Annotated in this window: 12 protein-coding genes; 5 read left to right on the top strand and 7 right to left on the bottom strand. The window is 53.0% G+C overall.

Annotated features, from left to right (window positions below):
• Nucleotides 1–392: 392 nt before the first annotated feature.
• From MXE41_RS03425 to MXE41_RS03395, 7 genes are all read right to left on the bottom strand, one after another.
• The gene (locus MXE41_RS03425) at nt 393–2,609 is read right to left on the bottom strand and encodes an ADP-ribosylglycohydrolase family protein (protein ID WP_247099379.1); all 2,217 of its coding nucleotides are present in this window, start codon (nt 2,607–2,609) and stop codon (nt 393–395) included.
• A gap of 198 nt (nt 2,610–2,807) precedes the next feature.
• Nucleotides 2,808–3,527: a DarT ssDNA thymidine ADP-ribosyltransferase family protein gene (locus tag MXE41_RS03420; protein ID WP_246976740.1), complete on the bottom strand. Its 720-nt coding sequence runs from the start codon at nt 3,525–3,527 to the stop codon at nt 2,808–2,810.
• Nucleotides 3,524–5,119, bottom strand: a complete 1,596-nt coding sequence (locus MXE41_RS03415) for a 3'-5' exonuclease (protein WP_247099378.1) — start codon at nt 5,117–5,119, stop codon at nt 3,524–3,526. Before MXE41_RS03415 ends, MXE41_RS03420 begins: the two co-directional genes overlap by 4 nt.
• A gap of 305 nt (nt 5,120–5,424) precedes the next feature.
• Nucleotides 5,425–6,570, bottom strand: coding sequence for a DarT ssDNA thymidine ADP-ribosyltransferase family protein (locus MXE41_RS03410; protein ID WP_247099377.1), 1,146 nt, complete (start codon nt 6,568–6,570; stop codon nt 5,425–5,427).
• A 522-nt stretch (nt 6,571–7,092) separates the two neighbouring features.
• On the bottom strand, nt 7,093–8,052 hold the full coding sequence (locus MXE41_RS03405) for an SPFH domain-containing protein (RefSeq protein ID WP_247099376.1): 960 nt from the start codon (nt 8,050–8,052) through the stop codon (nt 7,093–7,095).
• 314 nt (nt 8,053–8,366) lie between these two features.
• On the bottom strand, nt 8,367–8,903 hold the full coding sequence (locus MXE41_RS03400) for an NfeD family protein (RefSeq protein ID WP_246976751.1): 537 nt from the start codon (nt 8,901–8,903) through the stop codon (nt 8,367–8,369).
• 599 nt (nt 8,904–9,502) lie between these two features.
• Complete coding sequence (locus tag MXE41_RS03395; RefSeq protein ID WP_247099375.1) at nt 9,503–10,390, bottom strand: hypothetical protein; 888 nt, start codon at nt 10,388–10,390, stop codon at nt 9,503–9,505.
• Nucleotides 10,391–11,154: 764 nt separating this feature from the next.
• Between MXE41_RS03395 and guaB the strand changes: the two genes are divergently transcribed.
• From guaB to MXE41_RS03370, 5 genes are all read left to right on the top strand, one after another.
• Nucleotides 11,155–12,618: an IMP dehydrogenase gene (gene guaB / locus MXE41_RS03390; protein ID WP_247099374.1), complete on the top strand. Its 1,464-nt coding sequence runs from the start codon at nt 11,155–11,157 to the stop codon at nt 12,616–12,618.
• A gap of 693 nt (nt 12,619–13,311) precedes the next feature.
• Complete coding sequence (gene guaA, locus MXE41_RS03385; RefSeq protein WP_246976847.1) at nt 13,312–14,877, top strand: glutamine-hydrolyzing GMP synthase; 1,566 nt, start codon at nt 13,312–13,314, stop codon at nt 14,875–14,877.
• Nucleotides 14,878–16,411: 1,534 nt separating this feature from the next.
• Nucleotides 16,412–17,383, top strand: a complete 972-nt coding sequence (locus tag MXE41_RS03380; protein ID WP_247099373.1) for a hypothetical protein — start codon at nt 16,412–16,414, stop codon at nt 17,381–17,383.
• Nucleotides 17,384–17,714: 331 nt separating this feature from the next.
• Nucleotides 17,715–18,461: a DUF4241 domain-containing protein gene (locus MXE41_RS03375; RefSeq protein WP_247099372.1), complete on the top strand. Its 747-nt coding sequence runs from the start codon at nt 17,715–17,717 to the stop codon at nt 18,459–18,461.
• Nucleotides 18,462–18,986: 525 nt separating this feature from the next.
• Nucleotides 18,987–22,232, top strand: a complete 3,246-nt coding sequence (locus tag MXE41_RS03370; protein ID WP_247099371.1) for a suppressor of fused domain protein — start codon at nt 18,987–18,989, stop codon at nt 22,230–22,232.
• The last annotated feature ends 372 nt before the right edge of the window (nt 22,233–22,604 follow it).

Raw genomic sequence — 22,604 nt, 5'->3', positions numbered from 1 at the left:
AAATCTTGCCGCAACATGGAATCCCGCCTTGCACATCACTCAAGTCCCGTCCGGGCCTGTCCAGTCCTGGCCAGTCCTCCCGCTGCCCCGCCATCCTGCCGCGATCGCGGCTGCCTTTCCTTCCTGGACCTGACAACGGCCACAGTAAACATCTGTCTTTGATCCTGAGCCTGAACCTGACCTGATTCCAGACCGCCGATCGAGCCTGGTGTGAACTTTAAGCCATGGCTGCAGACCTTTGCATAAGGGCCAGGCCATCGGGCCTGCTGTGCTGCAGCAGCATGGCCCTGTTGGCATTGATGGCCCGGGCAGGCTGAAATGGCTTTTGCGGGCTTGGGGCATGTGCCTGACTGAGCTGCACGAGGCGTGCGGCCCGGTCAGGCGCTGGTCTGTCAGCCTCGGGTTTTGCCAAAGACCTCAACTACATTGCCATCGGGGTCCAGGCAGCGAAAGCAGCTCATGCCGCTCTTGCCCCATGGGGCCGGGGTGCTGAGGATCTTGACTCCGGCTGAACTCAGGCGGCTGAAGCTCAGATCCAGATCGGCCACCTCAATGTAGATTAAAGAGCGCAGACCCAGCCAGTCGTCCATACCGGCCTTGCGGCTCAGATAGTCGCTGCTTACCAGCACCAGACCCTGCTCAAAGGATACGGTGCCTGCATTTTTCTTCTTAACCCTCAGACCCAGAGCGTCGCGGTAGAAGGCAAGAGACCTGTCAAATGAGGCTGCAGTGAGCTTGAAGCCGGCCTTAAGGCAGACAGGAGCCGAGCTGACAGCGCCGTCAGTCCGCTCCTGCTGCAGGGGCGGCATCTGCTTTTGTGCTTGTGTCTGAGCTGCCGGGACAGCCACAGCGGCTGACATGCCCGGCGCTGTGGCAGCATCAGCGCCGCCGACAATATGGTTGCCGGCCACAGTCTGATTGCCACTCTCTGAGGGGCTCTGTCTTGGCAGCTGGCCAGCTGACTGTTCCGGGCGGAGTTCACTGTTGTGGCTGTTGCTGACTGTTGCAGGGCTGACTGCATGGCCTGCGCTCTGCGCCGAGCCGGACTCGAGGCCGGGCTCGGGGGCTGGTTCAGGTGCTGGATCGACCTTTATCAGTATGTTGATGTACATAGACTGGCCGTCAGCTGTGACAAGCGCGCAGGTAAGTCTCTGTCTGGCAGGGTTAAAGGCATGGCCGGTGAAGAAGGCTGCATGAGCTGTGCGGCCGTCAGGAAGCATGACCTCACCAATGCTTATGCCCTTGTCCTCACCATTTTCCTGATGTCCCTGGTAATGAGCTTCTGTCAGCGGCAGTGAGTCTGATGGTCCCGGGTACTGGCTGAACAGCCATTTCTTCCACTGGGCAAGCTTCTTTTCTGATGGTACTTCAGCGTTCGGGCTTAAGGTGTAGAGGGCGGGGCCGGCCGGTTCAAGGGGATCTGAGGAAGCTTGTGCAAGCTTGAGGGCATAAGCGCAAAGACAGGCCTCATCCTGAATATGGCTGCGTACCTGCGCAAGCCAGGCACTGCCTTTCATGCAGCCGAGCAGTCCGCCGCACATTGAGGCTATGGTGTCGGTATCCGAGCCTCGGGCAAAGGCCGCGCTTATCACTCCTTCAACCGGCTGGTGCTGCCATGACTGAGCAAGGTATATGGCAGCTGCTGCGGCTACTGTTCCGGCGCCTTTAATCGCCGGGTCAAAGCAGTGCAGTGCGGTCATGACCTGCATGTCCCTCTCATGACCGGCGCCGCCCTGAGCCATGCTCTGTGCAGCAATGGTCAGGTATTGTCTGAGGCTGTCTATGGCCTCGCCCCACTTGCCCATCCAGTCATAGGAGCAGCCGTCAACTCCGGCCGTCCAGTCCTCAGGAAGAACGCCTCTGTCAGGCAGCATTGACCACTGAGCGATATTGCTGAGCATAATGTCAGCTATGTTGATCGGAGCGGAGCGGCCGGGACTGGCATCAGGGGCGGACAGGTCGAGCTGGCAGTGCTGCCCTGCACTGACGGTATTGATGCTGTGTCTTATCATCAGCCACAGAGCGTATCCGTAGGCCAGAGCACCTGCAAGGGCCACAGGGTGGCCATGGGTGGTGATACCGTCGATAAAGATGCGCTCAGCCGTCAGCCTGAAATCGCTGCGAAATCCCCTGATGACATGAGGCAATACCCTCATGGCAACGCCATTGCCGCCGGCCATGAAGTAATCTTCACGGCTCTCAGGCGGCAGGCTCTTACTCCATGGTGCCTGTCCTGCTGCCCAGGCCTTGATGGACCTTTTGGTGGCGCCGCCGCCACCTCTTTCATACATGGCCCAGAAAGGCAGTTCCCTGGTGGTGCTGTGCTCAAACCAGCGCTCACCCATCAGCAGGGAGCGGCTGACACACAGAATCATCTGGGTATCATCAGAGCAGGTGCCCGGCTTCATGCTTTCGCGGTACCGGTAAGCGCCATAACTGCCAATTCTCTGCCAGGAGCGCAGCATGAAGCGCGGGATGCTGTCATCGGCGTCTACCTTGTTGCGGCCGGCTCTTTCCCAGGGCCAGCCCAGAGCATCGCCATATGCAGCTCCCAGCATGGAGCCGATGGCCATATCCTCGACACTAATTTTCATTGGCAGCTCACTCATATCTCAAGCCCGTCCCGTTCAAACCATTGCCCTGCCAGGATGCTGCCCCGGCCGGCCCGGCCATGCCATGCCCGGGCCGGACAGCGGCGGAAGCCGCTGCAGCCATGGCGGACGTGGCGGCCGTATGGCCGCTTTTGAGGCCGTAACGGACGTGGCGGCCTTATGGCTGGGGACAGCATCATTAAGGGCGGGGGCATGTCAGCTCTTGAAGAGCTTCATTTCCGGTTTTGCGGAGTTTTTGATGGCATTGGTCATGGCGACCTTGTCGTAAAACTCAGGGCAGACATACATTGGACACTCAAGCTCTACCTTGAGAATCTTCAGCCTGGTCAGTTCCATCAGGGCCTGTTTTTCACTTTGAAAAACAATGCCTGTGATGTCAGAGGATGATATCTGACCCTGGACCATGACCTCAGCCTGAATGTTGGTCGGAACCTCGTGCATGTGGCGGGAGCCGCGTCTTACAGTGTTGGGGCCGGGCGGACTTACGTCATAAAGTGAGTCAAAGCCCTCGACACCGGAGCATACATATGCGCCGCCGCCGGTTGCGGCATTGCACGGACAGAAACGGCTGCTCTCAAGCCAGATATAGTCAGGCCTGATCAGCAGAACGGCCCAGTCCTTGAACAGAATCTCGCGGCCACGGGCTGTGGTGAAGTAGAAGACATTGGGATATTCAATGCTGCAGCAGATCAGATCTTCATGACGGTCATAGCGGTTCTCATCGCTGGCATTGAAAGGCATTCTGAACTTCTTGAGCGTATTGGTAGCCTGCAGTCCTGACTGGTCGCCAAAGATGTGGGCAAGATTGCGCGACTGGGTGAAGTGACACAGCCTGGTAATCCCGCGTTCTTCAACCAGATCACGTACCTCAACATCAATGTCGGCGCTGTCCAGAGTATTCACATCAGCAATCATACCGAGCCCTCCTGATACAGTGACTGGTCATCAGGCATCATGGCCGTAAGATTGTCCACAAACATAATATGCAGCTCCTCTCTGGCTCTGGTTACAGCTACGTACAGAGTCTTGTACTCCTTGATCATGCGGCTGAATGCATACTTGTCATCTTCAGTGACAGTGCGGGGATCGCTGAAAAAGCCGGCATCCATGTAAGGCAGCACTACCACGTCAAACTCCAGTCCCTTGGCCGAGTGTATGGTGGAAACGTAGATGCCCGGATTATCAGGAGTCATCTTGTCGTTACCGCCATTGGCAATGGTCTGGGATCCGAAAATGCTGTTCTTGACCTCATACATCTGCTTGTGGGTCGATACCAGAATGCCGATACGCTGCTTGCGGGTGTTGAACCTGTCTGTAATGTCCCTGAGCATGTTCATGCGGCTGTCGAACCTGGAACACTTGTACAGGAAAGGCTTCTGGCCATGACCATGAGGAGTGCTGCTGTCACTGAGGTTCTTGTCAGGGCTGTCCTCATCTTCGTAACTTTCAGCAAGGGTACGGGCAAGGTTGAAGATCTCGGCAGTGTTGCGGTAGTTCTCAGTCAGGCGCCATACCTTCTTTATGTTAAGACCGGCCTTCTTCCAGCTGATGCGCGGACCGTAGATCTGCTGAGCTTCATCGACGAAAAAGGTCAGTGAGCCCGGCTTCTTATTTGACTGGGCAGAGTAATGGCTGTTGCTGTCAGCGTCTGTGCTGTCGGCCGGATCAGAGTCGTCCAGATCATAAGAATCGTCATCAGCATCTATCTTAACATCGCCGTCCTCGTAGCTTACAGCCTCAGTAATGCCCAGACCACCGCAGGCACTGCCCAGGGCCCGTATCAGGCACAGAGGCAGGTCCTGTCCCTCGTCGATAATCAGATGACGATAAGGGAAGGATATCTTTCCGGCCTCAAGCTCTCTGCACCAGTCGACAACCACCAGATTCCAGTCATAGTCAAAGCCGCTCTTACGGAGAAGTTTGAGGTAGCTCTCCATCACCTGATACATGTAAGGTCTCTGGGCACGCAGCAGGACATGACGGCCACGGCCGATACGCTCGGCTTCGACATATTCGTCAACCGAGCTGATGCCCATGCGCAGTATCCACTCAATCTCGTCCTTGAAGAACTCAAGAGGGCGCCTGAAGAGGCTGACCTCGCTGTTTTCAGCCATGACTTCGGCTACTGCCTTTGAGATGAGCTCATCGCCATCTTTTGCTGACGGGTAGTTGAAGGAACGCTTGCCCTTGAGGCGGCACAGGTCAGCCACTATCAGCCTGTGATAGTTGGCAGCCGTTACACCATGCCGCCCCGGAACACTCAGACCCTGCTGTCTGATGTAGCCTTCAATGCTGGAGCACAGTGATTTGTTGTAGGTCAGTATCAAAGTGCGGCCGCTGTGCTCAAGACCAGGCTCAGTCATAAACTGTGCCCTTAAAAGAGCCATTGTGGTCTTGCCGCTGCCGGCTACACCCTGTACAACCGAGTGGCCGGTTACCGGCAGGTAGAGCACCTCTCTCTGCCTTTTCAGTGGCCGGATAAAGCCACTGCCGTGTAATGTGTTCATATCATCTCTCTGATGTCGTGATTGAGCCTGGCACCCTGTCACAGCCTGGCTGCCCGACGCACTGCGCGCGCGGGCATAAGCCTGAAGCCATGCAGCTGCTGCGGCTGCTGCATGGCTGCTGCAGCTGCCGCCTGAGCGGCGGCCCAGCCTCATACTAACCTGTGGCCCTGCATCATATGCAGAGCTTTGAGCGGTGCCAGAGCTGTCTTTACGTTGTGATTTCTTCTTACTTTCCTGATGCAAATGGTTGCTTGCCTGCAATTGAGGCAAGGAGGCATTGTGATGTGGGGTTGCTGTGTTGAGGCTTAGCGGTATCGGGTCAGAGTCGGGCTGATGCCCCTGTTGATATTATTGAGCAGGGGATAGGTGACGTAGAACATATGCTCAATGTAGATGGGGATATTGGTGCTTATGTTGTTTGCCGCAAAGCTTTCAATGGCCCGGTCAGCATCCTTTTGGCTCTGGAAAACCATTCCTGTGATATCTGATACTGCAATTCTTTCAGCAATCAGGGCCTCGGCCTGGATATCAGTAGGCGCACAGACCAGCTGTCTGTCAGGTCGGGTAATCTCTGAGCCTGCAGACTTGTCAGCAAACATGGCTCTGAAAGCAGTCGGGCCTTTTGATATGTACTTGCCTTTGCCACGGGAGGCGTTGCAGGGACTGAGCAGAGTTGAGGCTCTCCACAGGTAAGACGGATTAATAAGCAGGACCACCCAGTCATCAGGGCTGCGCTCACGGGCTTTGGCAAAGAAGAAGGCATTGGGAAACTCAATGGAGCAGCAGACACACTCAGGATGGCCTTCCCAGCGGGAGTTATCGCATGGAGTGTAGCTGAGCCCTGTACTGTTCATGTAGCTTATGGGCAGCAGGCCCATGTTACCCTTGAGAATGCCGATGAGATTACTGCACCTGGTAAAGTGACAGAGCTTTGTAATGCCCCTTTGCAGGGCATCTTCTTTGACCTGTTTGTAGATGTAAATAACATTACTGGCAGGCTGAGCTGGAGCCGTGCCTGCAGTGCCCCCGGCAGCGTTACCGGAGGCAGTACCGGCATCTGGATGAGCCGGTGCAGCAGGCGGCCTTCGGGGCGGGGACATCTGTGCATTGGCAGCAGGCTTTGCAGTGCTGGCCTGTTTTGGCTGCAGCTGCAACTGTGGTGTCTGTCTGGACGGTGCCGGTGCCGACCGGGAAAGTGGCCTTGCAGCAGCCTTCTGATTTACCAGTCCTGATCCAGCCTGTGAGTGTAAGGATGGATTGCCGGACTTGCGTGAGCTGCTGCCTGATTGTTTGTTGGACGCCTTATCAAGGGATGCAAGCAACCATACAAAGCCTAAACCGATAATGAGCCATAACGCTATTTCAGCGGCGGCTTGAATAATGGCAAGGAGCACCGGACCGACAATGCAGAGAATGAGCAGGCCAAAAATTATCTTTATTATCTCGCCCATCGTCACCTCTCATTTGGACAAATTTGGCTGCCGGGCAGATCGGCAGGTATTCATTCAGTGAAAGCATAAGTGACATACAGGTATCAGCTGGCAGAGAAAGCTGATATCACTGTACGGACAGGCACAGGCATCATAAAGGCAGAATTCAGACCGTATCCTGTGGATGCTTGATGTTGCTCACTATGATTCAGGTTTGCACCGTCATTTATACAGTATTTGGGGGATTATGACCATGCATTTTGTCGGCTATGAGTGCTGTCTTAACCCATAAGTTGCCAGCGAATGACAAAAATGTGAGCCAGCGCAACGCCTGGCCAGGCTATGAAAACAAAAAAGCCGTCTGTACTGGAGACAGGACGGCTTTTGAGTATGGCCAGCTGCGGTGCAGCATGCAGCCTGCCTGCAGCCACTGGCATTTGATGCAGGCAGGGCGGTCGGTGCGCGGGCGCCGCTCAGGGCGCCCGGTGGCTGCAGCATGGCAAGGCGCCATGGCGCATGGCCTTGATGGCCTGCGCTTCAGGACTAACGTGCTGCTGGTGGAGTGGTATTGTTGTTGCCCTGAACGATCTTCATGGCGGAGCTGATGAGGCTGGTCATGTCACCCAGGTTGGCAGGTACGATGAGGGTGTTGTTGGTACGGGCCATTTCACTGAAGGCCTGAACGTACTTCTCGGCCACGTGCAGGTTAACGGCAGTCATGCCGCCCTTGGCCTCTGTGGCCTCGGCAACTTTGCGGATAGCCTCGGCAGTTGCGGTAGCAATGGCCAGAGTAGCGGCAGCCTGACCTTCAGCCATGTTGATTTCAGCCTGCTTTTCACCTTCGGATCGGGCAATGGCAGCCTGCTTTTCACCGGTAGCAAGATTGATCTGCTCCTGCTTGCGGCCCTCAGACTCGGCGATCAGAGCACGCTTTTCACGCTCGGCGGTAATCTGCTGCTGCATGGCCTGCAGAATAACAGCCGGAGGAGTCAGATCCTTGATTTCATAACGCAGTACCTTTACACCCCAGTTAAGAGCAGCATCGTCAATGGCTGATACTACTTCGGAGTTGATGACGTCACGCTCTTCAAAGGTCTTGTCCAGCTCCATGCGGCCGATGACCGAACGCAGGGTGGTCTGAGCCAGCTGGGTAATAGCGATGACATAGTTGGAGGTACCGTAGCTGGCACGCATAGGGTCAGTTACCTGGAAGAAGAGCACGCCGTCTACACTCAGCTGAGTGTTATCACGGGTGATACATACCTGAGCCGGGGTATCCAGAGGAATTTCCTTGAGGGAGTGGCGGTAGGCCACGTTGTCAATGAAAGGAATTATGAAGTTCAGACCAGGGTTGAGTACGGTGTTGAACTTGCCAAGACGCTCAACTACCCAGGCTGACTGCTGAGGTACTACCTTAATACCTTTGTAGGCAAAGACAACAGCCAAAAATACAAAAACTATGGCAAAAACCAGCGGTGCGGAAATGATGTCGAAAATGGTCATTTTTGTTAAAGGATCGAGTCACGCAGATACCAGTTTTTACTGACCACAGCAGGGCAGTAACAGCATTCTGCAAAGACAATTTCCATCTCCTGATAAGTTAATGTTGACTATTCTGCTGATAAGGACCATGGCATGACTTTCACCATGGATCCTGATTCATGGTCCTGGACACATCAATGGCATGCCATGCAATACCATGCAAAGCCTTGTATGGGAACACCCAGGATGTACAGGCATTGCCCAGGAGGTAAGTAAGCGCTGTTATCTGTCCTGACGTTCAGCGCTGCTGGAGTCCTGTGCTGATAGTGCAATATCTAATTCGGTACGTCTGAGGATGCTGCTTTAGATTGCCCCTGTGGCTGATCAGTGTTGGCGCTTTGTAAATCTGAAGATAAAGTGTCTGATTTGTTCTGTGAAGGATATTCACATACTTTCTGACCAAGGATGAGCTGAGTGCCGTTGACTGCACTGATGATCCATATGCCGGCACTTACCGGGCCTTCAGAGGCAAAGGCCTCCCACTGAGCGCCTCTGTAAGTTACGCGTGCTGAGCCATCTTCCCTGATGCTGGCAGGCTGTACGGTAACTCTCTGACCAATGTCCAGCACGTTATTGCTTTTGTCTCTGGAGGTACGCAGTTTTTTGCGCAGCACGAATGAGAGAGATGCTGCAATAATGGTGACAATACCTGCTGTCATGGCCTGAGCGGTAAAGGTACCATCCATCCATGCAGCAATGCCTCCGGCCAGGGCTCCAAGAGCCAGAGCCATAAGGTAAAAGCTCATGATATTGATCTCTATAATGATCAGGATCAGAGCTGTAACAAACCATGCAATATAGATTGAGCTCATAACCACACTCCTCTAATTAAAACCCCGTGGTCACATGTCTGCATTAAGGGGAGCTAACCACAAAGCTCCATCGGCCATTGTGTTCTTCATACTGCCACTGAATCTTTCCAGCTGTCTGTCAGGGCCATCATGCACATGCAGATATGCTGCCGCCTGCCAGTGCTCAGTGAAGTATGGCTGCGACCAGCCTGAATTCACTGAAGCATGTCATATGACAGCCAGCGCTCAGTGCTGTGTAGCTGCGACCAGCCTGAATTCACTGCAGTATGTCATATGACAGCCAGTGCTCAGTGCAGTATGGCTGCGACCAGCCTGAATTCACTGCAGTATGCCATATGACAGCCAGTGCTCACTGCTGTGTTGCTGCGACCAGCCTGAATTCACTGCAGTATGTCATATGACAGCCAGTGCTCAGTGCAGTATGGCTGCGACCAGCCTGAATTCACTGCAGTCTGTCATATGACAGCCAGTGCTCACTGCAGTCTGGAGGCGTCCTGGCTGTAAACACTTCAGTCTTTGTGCAGCCTGCTGGTACCTCACTGCACTGTTGCTGCATGACCATAATAACGTATGGATCCTGAGGCTTGCCACAGCAAGGCTTACTGTCTGTTTCTGGATTTCTTTACGGCGTTCATAGTAATAAAAAAAGGAACTATGAACATGAATACCATGATTGGCACGGCCTCCTCAATGTTAAAGTTGCCGAGTATCAACATCAGTACGCCCATAGTCCAGAACATAATCAGAGGCAGGAATCTGTTGTCCTTTTTACTTCCTGAAGATCCTTTTGCCATGCCCTGAACATTGTCTGTCATATTGTTACCGGCAGAGCCGCCGGCCTGACCAGGCACAGCACCAGTTAATGCAGCTTGCTGCCGGGCATTATTGCTGCGTCTTTGCACCGGATTCTTCTGCCCGTTAAGGCCGGTAAAATTTCCTGACCCGCCTGAGGCTGGCGCGCCTGCCTGTGCTGAATTACTCTTGGCCGTGCCCATGGTGGCACTGCGGTCAGCCTGGCGTGCCTGAGGGGCGCTTGCGCTGTTGTGAGAGTAAAAAGAGCTGTCCTTGCGGCTGAAATTGCTTTCATTGCGCTCAAATGAGCGGTCCTTGCTTTTAAAGCGCTCTGAGCCTTTGAATGAGCTGCTGGCACGATTGAAATTTGAATCCCTGGTGTGCAGGACTGGCTGCTTGCGACTGAATCTGTTCTGACCGGCTGAAAAGTCTACATTGTGAGCACAGGATCCGCTGGTCAGACTGTTGTTTGCTTTGCGGGCACTGGAGCTAATCTCCTGCATTGTGTTTTCATGCTGTTTGCGAATACTGCGCATGCTTCTGGCAGTGGATCGGGAACCGGCCATATCTCCATTGAGCTTTTGCTCGGCAGCAGCTTTATTAATAGCAGCATTATGAGCTGACAGACTGTGTATTTCGTCAATGAATTTTACGAAGTCGCCATTTTCCGGTTCAAAAAGGGCATTTGTTTTCACTGCCGTCTCCTTTGCTCAACATGATGACTGTTCAAATTAACAATAGCACAGTATCTGCCACTGATATCGCAACGGCCAGTAAAACATTATCAGGTAAGTCTTAGCATCAGCCGGCGCAGCTCACGATGACATATTTCATCATATAAATGAACCATGAAGTCTGCAACTATATAACGGTACTGTAAGCAGGTCCTGGTTGCAGGAGCTTGGGAAAGGCAAGAGCGTACCTTTAATATGGGTGGGACATTGGAAAGACAGGAGCTGCTCGCCTGGGTGGGAGCTTTGGAAGGACAGGAGCGGGGCGGCAGGATAGGAGCTGGACAGCAGGGTGAGGGCTTTGGATGGGCAGGAGCTGGGAGACAGGGTAAGGGCTTTGGAAAGACAGGAGCGGGGCGGCAGGATAGGAGCTGGACAGTAGGGTGAGGGCTTTGGATGGGCAGGAGTGTGACGCAGGGTGAGGGCTTTGGATGGACAGGAGCTGGACAGCAGGGTGGAGGTTTCAGCGTTTTTTCAGAGTTATTGCATTTAACTTCATTAATGGGAGGCGGGAGCGCAGGCCGTCTGGAAATAAATTTTATTTGGCTCCGGGAGGGCATAGATAAGCAAAAGGGGGATGGAAAAGGCGTGGGGTCGGGATTTTCAGGGGGTAGCTGCCAAAACTGTGATCTTTGTGCTTGCAAAATCTGAAAAATTACTTTGTCGGTTATGCGTCATATATCAGTCTTTTTGATATAATCTGCCAAATTTTAGTTAAGGAGGCATTTATGCTGCGCATCGTTGAAGAAGCCCTGACCTTTGATGATCTTTTATTAGTACCAGCACACTCTACAGTGTTGCCAAATACTGCTGATTTAAGCACTTATTTAACCTCCAACATCAAGATCAACATCCCGATGATTTCATCGGCTATGGATACCGTTACCGAGTCCAATCTGGCTATTGCCCTGGCTCAGGAAGGCGGCATCGGCTTCATTCACAAGAACATGCCTGTCGATCGTCAGGCCGAAGAGGTTCTGCGCGTCAAGCGTTTTGAAAGCGGCATGGTTACCAAGCCTGTAACCATTACTCCTGATGCTACTCTGGCTGATGTCCGCTCCCTGACCTCCAAGTACGGCTTTGCCGGCTTCCCTGTAGTTGATGAAGCCAGCAACCTCATGGGTATTATCACTGGCCGTGATGTACGTTTCCTTACCGACCTGAGCTTGAAGGTGGCTCAGATCATGACTCCTAAGGAGCGTCTGGTTACTGTACGCGAGAACACCCCACGTGAGGAAGTGGTAGAGCTCATGCAGAAGAACCGTATTGAAAAGGTTCTGGTAGTTGATGATGCTTTCCGCTTAAAGGGCATGATTACCGTAAAGGACTTCAACAAGGCCGCCAACAAGCCAAATGCCAGTAAGGATGCCCTGGGCCGTCTGCGCGTAGGTGCAGCTATCGGTGCCGGTCCTGGCAATGAGGAGCGTGCCCGTGCTCTGGTTGAAGCCGGTGTTGACGTATTACTGGTTGATTCCTCCCACGGTCACTCCCAGGGTGTATTAGACCGTATTTCCTACTTACGTAAGACCTATCCTGATCTGCCTATTATTGGCGGTAATGTTGCTACCGCTGCCGGTGCCCTGGCTCTTGCCGAGGCCGGTGTCAGCGCTGTCAAGGTAGGTATTGGTCCAGGCTCTATCTGTACTACCCGTATGGTTACCGGCTGTGGCGTCCCTCAGATGACTGCAATTTCCAATGCTGTTGAAGCCTTAAAGGGTACTGATATCAAGGTTATTGCTGACGGCGGTATCCGTTACTCAGGTGATATTGCCAAGGCTCTGGCTGCCGGTGCCAACTGCGTCATGGTAGGCTCCATGTTTGCCGGTACCGAAGAGGCTCCAGGTGAGATTGAAATCTACCAGGGCCGTTCTTACAAGTCCTATCGTGGCATGGGTTCTCTTGGCGCCATGTCCAAGGGTTCTGCTGACCGTTACTTCCAGACTGACAATGCTGCTGACAAGCTGGTTCCAGAGGGTATTGAAGGCCGCGTTGCCTACAAGGGCGCCCTGCGTGGCATTATCCACCAGCAGATGGGCGGCCTGCGTTCAGCCATGGGTCTGACCGGCTGTGCCACCATCGATGAGCTGCGTACCAAAGCTCAGTTCGTCCGCATTACCGGTGCCGGTATGCGCGAGTCCCATGTACACGACGTAACCATCACCAAAGAGGCTCCAAACTACCAGAGCCAGTAATCACAGCATGCTCATGATGCTCAGAATGCTCACAGACTGCAGTAACGGCTGCAGTCGTTGAGAAGCTCTGAGCACAGAGATCTGGTCCATGGCAGCAGTATTAACGGTGGCTGCCGGGCCTGATGCTCAATTCGGCAATTACAGGTTTCTCCTGTAATTGCACCTGCCTGCAAGGTAAAAGTCAGGACATTACCGTAGCAGGCACAGAGCATGACAGTTCAGTAAGGCTGGCCTCCTTAACTAAAAAATCGGCCCTGCTGACCTGAGGAGCCCCGACAGGGATATACCCTGCCGGGGCTTCGTGTATTCAGGTGCGGCAACAGCACTGCTGCCGGAGCAGGCAGCCATGCGGGCAGCCATGCGGGCAGCCGCAGGGCTGGCTGCAGGCCTTTGAGATGTCCAGAAGAGCGGCATTGCTGCCATTGTGCCTGGTTGCATACGGGTTGGGTGCGGCTGCCTGCCGGTCTTATATGGCAGCCTTAGGGGACTGGCGGAGAAAATCAGATAAATTGCCCCTGTTTCGTGCCGCAGGGGGCATGGTAGGGTAAAATTATCCATTTATTGTGTGGCAGTGCCTGAGCGTGCTATTTAAAGCTTATGCATGGGGCCACCAGCAGGGCTGCTGTCAGGCAGCACAGGCTCTGTCAGAGATTACAGGGCTGCAAAACTCACTTTAGATGCAGGTTTATTCCACTGATGACCAATATTCATTCTGAGAAGATCCTGATCCTTGACTTCGGATCACAGGTTACACAGCTGATTGCCCGCCGCGTAAGAGAGATCGGCGTATATTGCGAGATCTATCCTTTCGATGCCGATGTCGAGCGCATGAAGGAATTTGCTCCTCAGGGCATTATTCTCTCGGGCAGTCCTGAGTCCACCACCGAGGAAGGCTCACCACGTGCTCCAGAGTGGGTATTTGAGGCCGGTGTTCCTGTCCTTGGTATCTGCTACGGTCTGCAGACCATGTCTGTGCAGCTGGGCGGTAAAGTAGAGGGCTCTGACAAGCGCGAATACGGCTATGCTGCCATGGATGTAGTTGCATCCTGCCCGCTCTTTGACGGCCTTACCGATCATGAAGGAGCCAGCCGTCTTGACGTCTGGATGAGCCATGGTGACAAGGTAACTGCCGTCCCTGAAGGCTTTGTAACCGTAGGTTCCACCGACACCTGTCCATATGCTGCTGTCTATGATGAAAAGCGCCGTTTCTTTGGTGTTCAGTTCCACCCTGAGGTAACTCACTCAAAGCAGGGCGGTGAATTCCTGCGCCGTTTTGTTATCGATGTCTGCGGCCTGCACGGCCTGTGGTCTTCAGGTGCCATTATCGATGACGCCGTAGAGCGCATTCGTGCTCAGGTGGGCAGCTCCAAAGTGCTGCTGGGACTGTCTGGTGGTGTTGATTCATCTGTTACCGCTCTGCTGCTGCACAAGGCCATTGGCGATCAGCTGGTCTGTGTGTTTGTAGATAACGGTCTTCTGCGTCTTAATGAGGGTCAGCAGGTTAAGGAGATGTTCTCCGGCCTTGGTCTGAACATTGTCTATGCTGATGCCAGCGAGCGCTTCTTAAAGGCTCTTGAGGGTATTTCCGACCCTGAGGCCAAGCGTAAGGCTATCGGCCACACCTTCATTGATGTCTTTGCCGATGAAGCCCGCAAGCTCGACGGCGTTGACTTCCTGGCTCAGGGCACTATTTACCCTGACGTGGTTGAGTCTGCCCAGACCAAGTGTGGCAAGGCTCATGTCATCAAGTCCCACCACAATGTAGGCGGTCTGCCAGAGGACCTCAAGTTCAAGCTTGTTGAGCCTCTGCGTGAGCTCTTCAAGGACGAGGTACGCCGTATTGGTGTTGAGCTGGGCCTGCCAGTCAAGATGGTACAGCGCCACCCATTCCCAGGTCCTGGTCTTGGTGTCCGTGTTCTTGGTGAGGTTAAGAAGGAGTATCTGGATCTGCTGCGCCAGGCTGATGCTATCTTTATGGAAGAGCTCAATTCAAGTGGCTGGTATGACCAGGTAAGCCAGGCCTTTACTGTCTTCCTGCCAGTGCGCTCAGTGGGTGTTATGGGTGATGGCCGCCGCTACGACTATGTGGTCTGTCTGCGTGCAGTAAAGACCATCGACTTCATGACTGCCAAGTGGGCCGAGCTGCCATATGATCTTCTTGGCCGCATTTCCAACCGCATCATCAATGAGGTCAATGGTATTTCCCGCGTCTGTTACGACGTTTCCGGCAAGCCACCAGCAACTATTGAGTGGGAGTAATTCCCCGCTGTCTGCAGGATGAGTGTGCCATGATGCCTCTACCTCTGGTGCTCAGGTGCCCCATGTAGCACTGTTAATGCTGCAGCACGTAAATACAGCAGGCCCGGTCTTCTGTCGCTGCTGTGAGTCTCAGGCTCACAAAGGCTGCAGGACCGGGTCTTGCTGTATTTAGAACATAGGGGCTGAGTGCAGATTAAGGCTGATCCTGGCCTGCGACCATGTGCTGTGGTTACCTGGCGTATGAGGTGATCTGCCAACAGGCGCTTATGCATATCTGCCTGAATTATCAACAAAGCTGTGGTTATGCTGCTTATTGCTGCTGTCATATATTGTCACCAGAGGGGGTTATATGGAGCAGTATCTTTCATACTGAGAGGCATACAGGTGATGATGCGGTACTCATGGGGTACTCTGATGCGCAACGTGCCTATGCAATTTCTGTCCTGGAGCGGTACTTTAGCTGTAAAGGGCAGAATCATGCCTCAATTTTCTGGTCTGCAATGCGCCCTTATGTCATCGCAAACAGCTGTTCCCGGGCTGTTTGAAGCTCTGCAGATTTACGTTGCAGCTCACCCACGATTTCAATGGCTGCTCATATAGCCATGAGCCTTATCATTCCCCTGGAAGCTGTAGACCTGGCACTGCCTGCAAGGCTGTATTCACTGTGCTCTCTCCCTGGCCTTGCTTCGTCATATGGCCCCGATTTCATCATGTTGTCCCATCCAGTGGGGCATTCTTACCTCTCTTCAGCCCTGTGATTGCCCGGGCTTTTTCGTACACTTCCTTCCCGTCCTTTCCCTGCCCTGGTCCATGGGCGCTGATTCCTGTGTTTTTCTGCATTGAGTGCTTTTTAAAGCACGCCTGCCCGCCTTGTTTATGTCTGCAGTGCATCCTGCCGGCTCGCCGTCCGCTATTCATGCCGTCCTGGGCGATTGCCTGACGTCCGGGATGAATGATCGCCGAGCGTGCCGACTGTCTGCCGTACGGGCCGAATGCCTGCCATAAGTGATGAATGCTGACCATTCGGGCTGCATGCTGACCGGACCTTCTGCCTGATGTTCAGTATGGTGATCTGCTAATGTCTGATGCAGTCAGCTAATCAGTTTTATCAGCTTATGTGATGAAGCTCACTTCACTTTTATAACTTTTCTTAATGAGACAAAACTATACTGTGATGGTGACTGATATCTGCAGCAGTAATGTATGTATTAACCTGCTTGCAGGCAGATCATGATGGTCACATGCCGGATGTCTGTAATAATCCTGAATCAGGCTGCCTAAGAGATAAGATTGTTGATGTGCGCATAGTGCTTATGCACCCTGACATTGACATGCTTTGGGGGCCATCAGTTTCTTGATGATCTGCCCTGTGCTATGGGCGCTGGTTCTTTTCAATGCCTGGCCATGCCGGGCTCAGACAGGCTGTGCGGGGCCATGCCAGGCCATGCCGGGACATGCATGGCTGAACCTGGCATGCCAGTACAGTACCAGGCGTGGTTATTTCTGTTGTCATGTTGTTATCTGGAGGCAGATTATGGGGATGAGTGAGCTGATGTTGCCTGAGTTTGATGCTCTGAGTGATGAGCGTCGTCAGCAAATTATGGAGCTGATTGCACAGCACACCGGGGTCCGGCTGCTGCGTATTGAGCGCTTTGAGCGCTGGGGCCGCAGCTGCACTACCGGTGTTTTTGAGGCTCACGGCCGTGAAATGGTACTGGTTCCGGGAGCTGAGGTTACTCTGGGCTGGGATCACTTTGAGCAGGGCCTTGATGAAGATACCACTGAAGAGCTGAACTGTGTCATGGATGAGTATGAGATTGACTGCTCCATACCTGAGCTGGTGGCTCAGGGCATGACTGCTGTACGTTCTTTCACCGCACCTCCGCTGCTGGTGGCCCGCCGATATGAGCCTCTGGGCTGGGAGGAGGTCGATGTTAACGACAAACGTATCCTGCCAAAGTGGAGGAGCAGCCTCAGGCAGCTTGAAAAAGATCATGACAGACGTAGCATTGAAATTCACAAGACGGTACGTTTTGAAAAGAAAGGAGATCAGATCAGGGCATTTCTGGCCCATGAGGTCACCTTAAAGGAGCTCAAAGAGCTGTTGAGCCGTCAGGGCTTTACCATGGCTACGGCTGACGAGTGGGCATGGCTGTGCGGAGGTGGATGCCGCACATTATTTGCCTGTGGTGATTACTTTACATCTGACATGTGTATTAAGTACTTCAAAGAGGATGGTGACGATCGTCCTTATACCCTTGAGGAGCCTAACTTCTTTGGCCTGTCCATAGGCTATGACCCGTACCAGTATGAGCTGGTAGACGCAGAGGAAAGAACAGTATGCGGAGGTGACGGCGGCTGCAATATCTGCGGTGGTCTTGGTCCTTATATGGGTTATCTGCCTGCCTCACCCCATGCCCGTCCTCAGGTAAAAGGTGGTCAGCAGCTCAATATCAACTTTGACTTCTGCCGTCCTGTTATCAGGCTTGATGACCTTAAGCTTTAACCACCAGCCATTGCCCCGGTCTCTGTACCTGTCATATCGTCTCAGGATAAAGTATGCTGCCAGTCTGCAGCGGCCGGGCTGTCAAATTCTGGTGTGCTGGCGTACCTGTCCCCGGCATGTTGACCAGGCGGATCTTCCCCCGGCAGGTCGACCTGGCGGATCTTCCCCCGGAAGGTCGACCTGGCAGGCCTGCCCCGCAGGTCTGGCCCGGCAGGTTGTCCCCTCCCTGGCAGGCTGGACCAGGCTGGGCGAGCTGTTAGAAAGCTTTGAAACAGCCGCTGTCACAGGTCCAGGGGCATCTTTGTTTTTTTGTGTAAGCTAAGGAGATTTTATGAGTGTATCAGCTCAATGGCTGGAAAAGTATGAGGCCATAAAGGAGAGCCTGCGCTGCAGGACAGATCTGGACTCCTATTTCACCCAGGAGCAGATAAAAGGGGTCAGACTTGGAAAAGTAGATCTGGGCATGGTGCGTTTTCCTTCTGGAAAGGTCATTGCCTGCGATCCATTTATCGAGCTTGAAGATGTTCAGCCATTTATTCAGAGTATTGATCCGGGCAGCTATAAGGTTGATCTGTGCATTGCCCTGTATGAGCAATGGGGAAATCGCTGTGCCTGTGCCCGACTGCTTGTTTCTGATGAAAAGCCGGTGTGTTATGAAATGGCCATGACCGGTCAGGAAAATCTTGATGAGGAGTTTGATCCTGATGAGAATGCCATTTTCGGTTTTGGCGTGGATGCCGGTATGGCCTGTATTGCTGATGCCGGAGTGCAGCCTGCCTTCAGCGCCTGGTGGGGTAAGCGTCTTGAGGAGGACGACAGCATCGATCCATACAATGATCTCTTCTGCGATCTGCTGGAGGAGAGCGTCCGTAACATGCCTCAGTATCAGACAGAGGGTGGAGACTGGGTCAAGTGGGAGGTGCCTGACAGCGACTGTGATCTGCCTGTGTTCGCCTCAGGATTTGGTGACGGATATTATGCGGTTTATTTTGGTTACGATGCCGGCGGCAAAGTCTGCGCAGTTTACGTCCATTTTATCGACCTTTACGAGGATGATGAAGAGGACAGTGATGACTGATACCGGGCGTGCGGCAGCCTGACAGAGTCAGGTCAGCAGGTAAGTACTCTTACTGGCCAAAGGGCGTCAGATTAAGGTCGCAATAAGCACTGTACCGCAGTGAAGACATCAGGCGCGATGACCGCAATGGGCAGATAAGACAGCCATAATGAATACAGCTGGCGCTATGACCTCAATGGGCATATAAGACAGCAATAATCGTACTGCTGCATCAACCTTTATGGTCAGCTGGATGTCTGCCTGGTCTAACCCCCTGGTCTTACCGGGCAGATTGGGGCCAGGTACGCTCATGGCCTGGGCAGAGGCAGGGGATTGCCATGCTCAGCCCATGGTCTGGCAGGGCCTGGGTGTTTCGGGGCGACCAGGCAGCGGGGCGTATGATTGCTGGTAAATACAGGCAGGCCGGGCAGGAGCGCATGCCCTGATGGGCATGAACGGCTGTGCATTTGGTCTCAATGACATACAGATCTGAGGCTGGTAAGCACTTCAGAGCGTATTGAGAATATTAAACATTCGGGAGTTGTTATGACACTTGCAGAAAAGTTGCGCAAACTTAATGATGAGGGCTGGTATCAGCGAGTTATTGATAAGGTAGAGGCCCTTGACGAGAACGAACGTACTCCTGAAGTTGATATGGAGATGGTCAGTGCCCTGAACAATCTGGCTGAGCCTGATGATACTGAGATGATTCGAAAGTCATTTGATCTTCTTATCAGGCATCAGGATTACTTCAAGGATGACAAGGACTGGAACTTCAGAATGGGCTTTGCTCTGTGCTATATGGACAGAGAGGGTCGTGCCCTGCCTTTTCTCAGAAAAGCCATGGAGCTTGCCACTGAGGACAAGGAAGACATAGGTGATGCAATCGGTTCATGCATGCGCACCATTTCCATGCCAAGTGACAGAAAACCATTCATAGAGACTGTGGTGTCTGTATGGCAGGATTTTGAGAAGCATGAAGCCCGCCTGCGCGAGCTGCTTTCAGGTGATGTTGTCGGCAATGAAGCATCTCATGGTGATCTGGCTGAGATGATTGAGGAGATCTTTGCCCCTGTCTTTGCGGAAAATATTTTCTTAAGGTCAGGAGTTGACGGCAAATGCAATCTTTATCTTTCAGCAGGTGGACGAAGGGACATACTGTTTGTAAGAAAGTACCTCAAGGATCACGCCCCTGAGTCAGTGCTGAAAAACTGGAATGTTCATGTGGGACGCCCGGCTGAAGATGGCATGAAGCTGATGGTCGAAGGTGTTCAGATTGAGGCCTCTGACGTGCAGGTAAGCATTGAACCTGATGGAAAGCGCTTTAATCTGAACATCTACTGTGAAAAGATGGCTGGTATTGATGAACTTGATGACGATGCTTATCAAAGCCTGCTCTCAACATACATGGAAGGCACACTGGGTGAATTCAACTGCTTTGCCTGGCTTGATGATGTCAACTGCACCAGAGAGCCTCTGAGCGGTTACAGCGTATCTCTTAATGCCGTGAGGGACACCATTATTGGAATGGGCGGTACTGAGTATGCAGATGCAGATGAATATCTGGAGAACTGCTATTCAGTTTACAAGGCCGATCCTGAAAAGGATCCTGAGGCCCCATGGCGTCTTGATACCATGATTGGCATGAGCAATCTTGGAGAACTTATTTCATGCTACATGCACAATGATGTCACCCTGGTGGAGAGCCTGCGTCTTGCCGGCATTACTGCAGGATTTATCTGTATCAGGCTTCCTGAGGCCCAGCGCAGTGGAGCTGATGACGAAGAACAGAAAGATGCTGATTTTGAGCGCGTCCTGAAGCTGCGTGAGAGCTTTGAAAAGACCCTTGGGGAGCTTGCAGATGAGCACGTTCTTACCATTACCGGTCATGCCATAGGCCTGTACTGGCTGTATATCGATTTTCTTGCCTGGAATTCTGATGTGGCCATGGAAGCTTTCCATGACTGCGCTGTCATTCTTGGACTGGAAACTGTCCTTGTCAAGACATGGTACGGTGACAGTCAGGCCATCAGGGTCTGGGAGGAGGGCGAGAAGCCTGAGGTCGATCCTGAGACCGGATCCCTGCTGTCTGAGGATGATATTGAGCTGCTGCACAGCTTTTATGATGATTCAACCGGTTACTTTGCCAAAGCCGCAGCCTGGATTCAGGACTTTGTCAAACAGGGCGTAGATGAGGAGAGATTCACCGACGAACAGGCAAAGCGTGATCTTACTCTGGCTCTTGAGTACTCATATGCCCTGAATAATATGGGCCGCTATGAGGCTTACTGCAGTGTAGCCAAATGGATGCCTTTTTCCCGCTGTAATGCCTCAGGATGCGGTACCTGGTTCTACCGCTACTCTGTAGCTCTCATGTTTAAGGGGCAGCTGGAGAAGGCGCTGGAAATTGCTGAGGAGGGAACGGCAGAGGAACCTGACTATCCATGGATATGGCTGCAGGTGGGCAAGCTGCGCGCTCATTTTGGTAAAAAGGATGAGGCTCTTGAAGCTGTTGAGCGCGGTCTGCAGCTGGTACCTGGTGACAGAGAATTTACTGATCTGCGCAGAGAAATTGAGCAGGGCAGCTCCATAGAAAAGATGGAGTTCCACTGGATCAACAGTGAGCAAGACAGCCAGCTGCAGAGCATGGATGAAAAGGACAGGGAGTTTATTGATAAAAAGCGCAGCATCTCCTGTATCCGTACTGATGAGGAGGGCCTGAAGCGTTTCTGGGAGATTATGGGGACAAGACCTGCCGGCTGGCGTTTTGATGGCAGAGACTGGGTAATGCCATGGACAAGTGGTGACCTGCGTTTTGAAATCCTGTGGCGTATGAGTGAAGGTGCTCTTTCTCATCTGGATGAAAGATGGCTCAGAAACTTTAAGGACTCCCTTGATAAGGGTACTTGGAACGTCTATGAGCACCCTGAAAATGGCAGCCTGAATCTGTCCACCATGCTGGTAAGGATTGATGGATCAATGAGACTTGCCTACCTCAGTGAGGACAAGGAAAAGAGTGGCGGCTTTGATGTAAGGCCGGACGGAAGTATCGATGAAGATACATACTGGCAGCCAGGTGAAAATTCTGATGAGCAGGACGGCAAGGTTCCTGTGCCAGTGGTATACGACACTGATCAGATGAAGATTCTTGAGGCTCACATAGACAAATACTTTGGTGACTCGCCTAATGTCTTCCATGAAATCTTCTCTCCTGACATTCATGTGGATCTGTACATTGTGGAACCGACACCTGAGCGCAATTTTTACACAATTGTGACCATGGGAATGGGTGCAAGGCCTATGGATGTTCCAGAGGAGCTTGCCGAACATAAACTTGAGCGTGCCGAGCTTGTTATCTGCCTGCCTCCTGACTGGAAAGTAGAACATGAAGACATGCAAAATGATCGCTGGTACTGGCCATTCCGCCTGCTCAAGGTACTGGCACGTATGCCAGTCACCTGTGATACCTGGCTGGGCTGGGGCCATACCATTGATAATCAGGAGCCATTCTGTAAACAGACTGGACTCAGTGCCGCCATCCTTACCGGCGTGGTCTGCGCTGCTGACGGTGCACATCTGTGCAAACTCAGTGATACTGAGGAGGTCAATTTCTATCAGGTTATGCCTCTGTACGCTGACGAGATGGAATACAAGGTTAACAATGATGCTGAAGCACTTCTTGACAGGATGGCTGATGTTGATTTCATTGTTGATATGGACAGACCTTCAGTTATTGGCGGTGAAAAGAAGAAGTCACGCCGTGGCCGCCGTGGCCCTTCATACCGCAGCTAACTGATCTCCAGGGCCCAGCGGCAGCTGCTGCAGCTGCGCCAGCAACCTCAGCTGCTGCACACTCAGTACAGCAGCGGCTCCATAAGCTGCAGGGGCCTGTGCCGCTGCAGTGGCCAGCGCCACCGTTGTCGTCCTGGTGTGGGGCATGGGGCAAACGCTGCATTGGCCAGCGCCGCCGCTGTCGTCCTGGTGTGAGCCATGGGGCGAACGCTGCAGTGGCCAGCGCCGCCGCTGTCGTCCTGGTGTGAACCATGGGTCGAGCACTGCTGTGGCCGGGACGGTTAGTCGTAGTGAATATAAATAATTCGTTGTAATACATTTTAGAAAGCGTCTTATTCTGCTTAGAGATAAGGCGCTTTTTTGATCATGCAC

The sequence above is a fragment of the Anaerobiospirillum sp. NML120449 genome (genome assembly GCF_023051105.1).
GTDB lineage: Bacteria > Pseudomonadota > Gammaproteobacteria > Enterobacterales > Succinivibrionaceae > Anaerobiospirillum.
The sequence above is the reverse complement of the archived record's forward strand: the minus strand, read 5'-3'. Positions and strand labels throughout refer to the sequence as shown.

Bases quoted from the DNA above. Each gene is read 5' to 3' on its own strand.
- MXE41_RS03425 (WP_247099379.1), bottom strand. From the start codon at position 2,609: ATGAGTGAGCTGCCAATGAAAATTAGTGTCGAGGATATGGCCATCGGC.
- MXE41_RS03420 (WP_246976740.1), bottom strand. From the start codon at position 3,527: ATGATTGCTGATGTGAATACTCTGGACAGCGCCGACATTGATGTTGAG.
- MXE41_RS03415 (WP_247099378.1), bottom strand. From the start codon at position 5,119: ATGAACACATTACACGGCAGTGGCTTTATCCGGCCACTGAAAAGGCAG.
- MXE41_RS03410 (WP_247099377.1), bottom strand. From the start codon at position 6,570: ATGGGCGAGATAATAAAGATAATTTTTGGCCTGCTCATTCTCTGCATT.
- MXE41_RS03405 (WP_247099376.1), bottom strand. From the start codon at position 8,052: ATGACCATTTTCGACATCATTTCCGCACCGCTGGTTTTTGCCATAGTT.
- MXE41_RS03400 (WP_246976751.1), bottom strand. From the start codon at position 8,903: ATGAGCTCAATCTATATTGCATGGTTTGTTACAGCTCTGATCCTGATC.
- guaB (WP_247099374.1), top strand. From the start codon at position 11,155: ATGCTGCGCATCGTTGAAGAAGCCCTGACCTTTGATGATCTTTTATTA.
- MXE41_RS03380 (WP_247099373.1), top strand. From the start codon at position 16,412: ATGGGGATGAGTGAGCTGATGTTGCCTGAGTTTGATGCTCTGAGTGAT.
- MXE41_RS03375 (WP_247099372.1), top strand. From the start codon at position 17,715: ATGAGTGTATCAGCTCAATGGCTGGAAAAGTATGAGGCCATAAAGGAG.
- MXE41_RS03370 (WP_247099371.1), top strand. From the start codon at position 18,987: ATGACACTTGCAGAAAAGTTGCGCAAACTTAATGATGAGGGCTGGTAT.